Genomic DNA, 4,729 nt, shown 5'->3' on the forward strand with positions numbered 1-4,729 from the left:
GCTGACCGCCACCCTCAGCGACGCCGACAAGGCTCGCCTCGACCGCGGCGGCCTGCAGACGCTCGGCACCGAGGAGGGCCTCGCCCTCTTCGACCACGCGCTCGCCCTCGACGCCCCGCACCTCGTGCCCGTACGCCTCGACCTGACGCGCGCCCGCGCCGAAGGCCAGCAGGTGCCCCCGCTGCTGCGCGCCCTGGTGCGCACGCCCGCACGCCGCTCCGGCGGCACGGCGGGCCGAGGCTGGCGCGCCCAGTTCGACACCACGCCCGAGGCCGAGCGCGAGAAGCTGCTCGTCGACCTCGTGCGCGACCGGGTCGCCGCCGTGCTCGGGCACGCCGGCGCCGAAGAGGTCCCCGTCGACCGGGGGTTCAAGGACCTCGGCTTCGACTCCCTGACCGCCGTGGAGCTGCGCAACCGCCTCAACGACCTCACCGGCACCCGGCTGCCCGCCACCCTCGTCTTCGACTACCCGACTCCGGCCGCGCTCGGCGCCCATCTGCACACCCTGCTCGCCGGCACCACCGCGCGGCAGCAGAGCGCCGTGGCCCGCGTCGTGGCGGACGACGAGCCGATCGCCATCGTCGGCATGAGCTGCCGCTTCCCCGGAAACGTCGACTCGCCCGAGGACCTGTGGCAGCTGCTCGCCGACGGCGGCGAGGGCATCAGCGCCTTCCCGACGGACCGCGACTGGGCCCTCGACTCGTTCTTCGACCCCACCGGCGAGCGCCCCGGCACCTCGCTGGTCGACCAGGGCGGCTTCCTGCACGACGCCGCCGACTTCGACGCCTCCTTCTTCGGGATCTCCCCGCGCGAGGCCGTCACGATGGACCCCCAGCACCGGATGCTCCTCGAACTGTCCTGGGAGGCCATCGAGCGCGCCGGCGTCGACCCGACGCGGCTGCGCGGCAGCAGGACCGGCGTGTTCTCCGGCCTGATGTACCACGAGTACGCCGCCCGGCTGCGCTCCGTGCCCGAGGACGTCGCCGGCTTCCTCAGCAACGGCAACGCGGGCAGCGTCGCCACCGGCCGCGTCTCCTACACCCTCGGCTTCGAGGGCCCTGCCGTGACCGTGGACACCGCCTGCTCCTCGTCCCTGGTCGCGCTGGACATGGCCGTCAGCGCGCTCCAGCGCGCCGAGTGCGACCTCGCCCTCGCCGGCGGCGTCACCGTGATGTCCACGCCGACGATCTTCGCGGAGTTCACCCGCCAGCGCGGTCTCGCGCACGACGGCCGCTGCAAGGCGTTCTCCGACAGCGCGGACGGCATGGGCGTCGCCGAGGGCGCGGGCATGGTCCTCGTCGAGCGGCTCTCGGACGCCGTGCGCAACGGCCACCGCGTCCTCGCGGTCATCAAGGGCTCGGCCGTCAACCAGGACGGCGCGTCCAACGGTCTGACGGCGCCCAACGGCCCCTCCCAGCAGCGCGTCATCCGCCAGGCCCTCGCCAACGCGGGCCTCGACACGTCCGACGTCGACGTGGTCGAGGCGCACGGCACGGGCACCTCCCTGGGCGACCCGATCGAGGCGCAGGCCCTGCTCGCCACGTACGGGCAGGACCGCGCCGACCGGCAGCCGGTGCTGCTCGGCTCGGTGAAGTCCAACATCGGCCACACCCAGGCCGCGGCCGGCATCGCGGGCGTCATGAAGATGGTGCTCGCCCTGCGGCACGGCACCGTGCCGCGCACCCTGCACGCCGAACGGCCCAGCGAGCACATCGACTGGACCGCCGGCGCCGTCGAGCTGGCCACCGAGTCCGTCGCGTGGCCCGAGACGGGCCGCCCGCGCCGGGCCGCCGTCTCCTCGTTCGGCATCAGCGGCACCAACGCCCACGTCATCCTCGAACAGGCCCCCGAGGCCGAGGAGCCGGCCCCGGCCGGCGACCGCCCCGAGCCCGTGCTCGCCGCGGCCGAGGACGCCGTACTGCCGTGGCTCGTCTCGGCCAGGACGCCCGCCGCGCTGCGCGGCCAGGCCGAGCGGCTGCGCGCCCTGGCCGCCGCCGGCACCGACCCGACGGCGACGGCCGCCGCGCTCGTCGCGACGCGCACCGCCTTCGACGAGCGCGCCGTCGTCCTCGCCGCCACCCCCGAGGGCTTCGCCGACGGCCTCAGCGCCCTGGCCCGCCAGGACGCCGAGGCCACCGGGGTCGTCTCCGGGACCGTGCGCCCCGGCGCGAACGTCGCCTTCGTCTTCCCCGGCCAGGGCGCCCAGTGGACCGGCATGGCGCTCGGACTCATGAAGTCCTCGCCGGTGTTCGACACCTGGCTGCGGCGCTGCGCCGACGCCCTGTCGGCGCACACCGACTGGAACCTGCTCGACGTGCTCGGCGACAAGCAGGCCCTGGAGCGGGTGGAGGTGGTGCAGCCCGCGCTGTGGGCCGTCATGGTCTCCCTCGCCAAGGTCTGGCAGGAGAGCGGCGTCAGCCCGTCCGTGGTCGTCGGCCACTCGCAGGGCGAGATCGCCGCGGCCTGCGTGGCCGGCGCGCTGTCGCTGGAGGACGGCGCCCGCCTCGTGGCCCTGCGCAGCCGCGTCATCGCCGAGGAACTCGCCGGACGCGGCGGCATGGCCTCGCTGACCGTGCCCGCCGCCGAGGCCCAGGCCCTCATCGACCGGCACACCGGGGACGCCGACCCGGCGACCGGCGTGGTCATCGCCGCGGTCAACGGCCCCGGCGCGGTCGTCGTCGCCGGTGACGAGGAACCGCTCCAACGGCTCCTCGACGGCTGCGAGGCCGACGGGATCCGCGCCCGCCGCATCCCCGTGACCTACCCCTCGCACGCCCCGCAGGTCGAACTCATCGAGGACCGCCTCCTCAAGGAGCTCGGCGACGTCGACTCCGCGCGGCCCCAGGTCACCTGGCACTCCACCGTGACCGGGGAGCACGTCAAGGAGGCCGAGGCCGACGCCGGGTACTGGTACCGCAACCTGCGGCAGCCCGTGCGCTTCGCCGAAGTCGTCGCCGAACTCCTGGCGTCCGGCGTCGACACCTTCGTCGAGATCAGCCCGCACCCGGTGACCACCGCCGCCCTGGAGGACGCCGCCCTGAACGCCGGCGGACGCGAGGTCGTCGTCACCGGCACCCTGCGCCGCGACGAGGACGAGCGCACCGCACTGCTGCGCAACGCCGCCACCCTGTGGACCCGCGGCCTCGGCGTCGACTGGACCGCCCTCACCCCCGCCCCGGACCCGGCGGCGGACACCGTCGACCTGCCGACGTACGCCTTCCAGCGCGAGCGCTACTGGCTGGACGCGCCGCAGGACTTCGGCGACCCGGGCGGCGTCGGCCAGGAGGCGACCGGTCACCCGGTCCTCGCCGCGGCCGTCGTCCCCGCCGGCACGGACACCATCCTGTTCACCGGCAGGCTCACCGCCCCGGCCGCGGCCTCGGCCGCCGAGCACACCGTCCTCGACACGCCCGTCCTGCCCGGCGGTGCCGTGCTCGACTGGGCGCTGTACGCGGCGGACCGCCTCGGCCTGCCCGGCGTCGCGCACCTGGAGCAGCACGACCCGCTGCTCCCGCCCGCCGAGGGCGCCCTGCGCGTCCAGGTGATGGCCGCCGCGCCCGACGCCGACGGAAGCCGCAGGCTCACCGTCCACGCACAGCCCGACGGCGACCCCGCCGCGGAGTGGACGCTGCACGCCACCGCCGAGCTGCGCCCCGGGGCCGACACGGCCGACGAGACGTACGCGCGGCTCGCGGGCGCCTGGCCGCCCGCCGACGCCACCCCGCTGGACGCGGCAGGCCTCTACGGCGAACTCTTCGCCGCGGGGCAGCAGTTCGGCCCGGCGCTCCAGGGGCTGCGCGCGGCCTGGCGGAGCGGCGAGGAGATCTGGGCCGAGGTGGAGCTGCCCGAGCGGGCCGTCGACGGCCTCGCGCCGCGCGCCGCCCTGCTGGAGTCCGTCTGCCACGCCTGGCGCCTCACGGACGCGGGCGGCCCCGGTGCCGCGGGGCCCGTGCAGCCCGTCGTCTGGCAGGGCGTGCGGCTGGGCGCCGACCCGGCCGCCGGCGCGGACGCGGGCGACGACGCCCGGACCGCGCGGGTCCTCCTGTCCCCGGCCGGTGACGGCGCCGTACGGGTGCGGGCCACCGCCGCGGACGGCACCCCGCTGCTCGGCGCCGACCGGGTCGACCTGCGCCCGGTCAGCGCGGCCCGGCTGCGCTCCGCGGGTTCCGTCGCGGCCCGCTCGCTGTACGAGGTCCGCTGGGAGCGCCGCCCGCTCGACGCGCCCGCGGACGAGGTCCGTTCGCTCCTGTGGGACGGCACGCGGTCGGCCGAGGAGATCGCGGCCGCCGTCGCCGACGGCGTACGCCTGGTGCTCCTGGACACCGCCGCCCTGCTCGGCGACGGGCAGCACGGCACCGACGGCGAGGCCCTGCCGGGCCGGGTGCGCGACGCGCTGACCGCCGCGCTCGCCCGCGCCCAGGAGTGGCTCGCCGACGACGCCCTCGCCGACGCGCGGCTCGCCGTGGTCACGCGCGGCGCCGTCGCCCTGGCGGACACCGAGGCGGTGGACCTCACGCAGGCCGCCCTCCGGGGCTTCCTGCGCTCGGCCCGCGCCGAACACCCGGACCGTTTCCTGCTGGTGGACACCGACGGCGAGCCCGCCGACGTCCCGGCCGCCGTCCTCGCCGCGGCCGTCGCCGCCGACGAGCCGGAGGTCGCCCTGCGCGCCTCGGAGACGTACGTCCCGAGGCTCTCCCTGGTCGGCACGGACACCGCCGCCTCCGGCGCC

General features: G+C 76.8%; 1 protein-coding gene. It reads left to right on the forward strand.

Annotated elements, in window-relative coordinates; all coding sequences use genetic code 11:
* On the forward strand, positions 1–4,729 hold a 4,729-nt coding region (locus AOK22_RS37385; protein ID WP_157872415.1), incomplete at both ends, for a type I polyketide synthase.

This window comes from Streptomyces silaceus (assembly GCF_001419745.1).
GTDB classification, from domain to species: domain Bacteria; phylum Actinomycetota; class Actinomycetes; order Streptomycetales; family Streptomycetaceae; genus Streptomyces; species Streptomyces silaceus.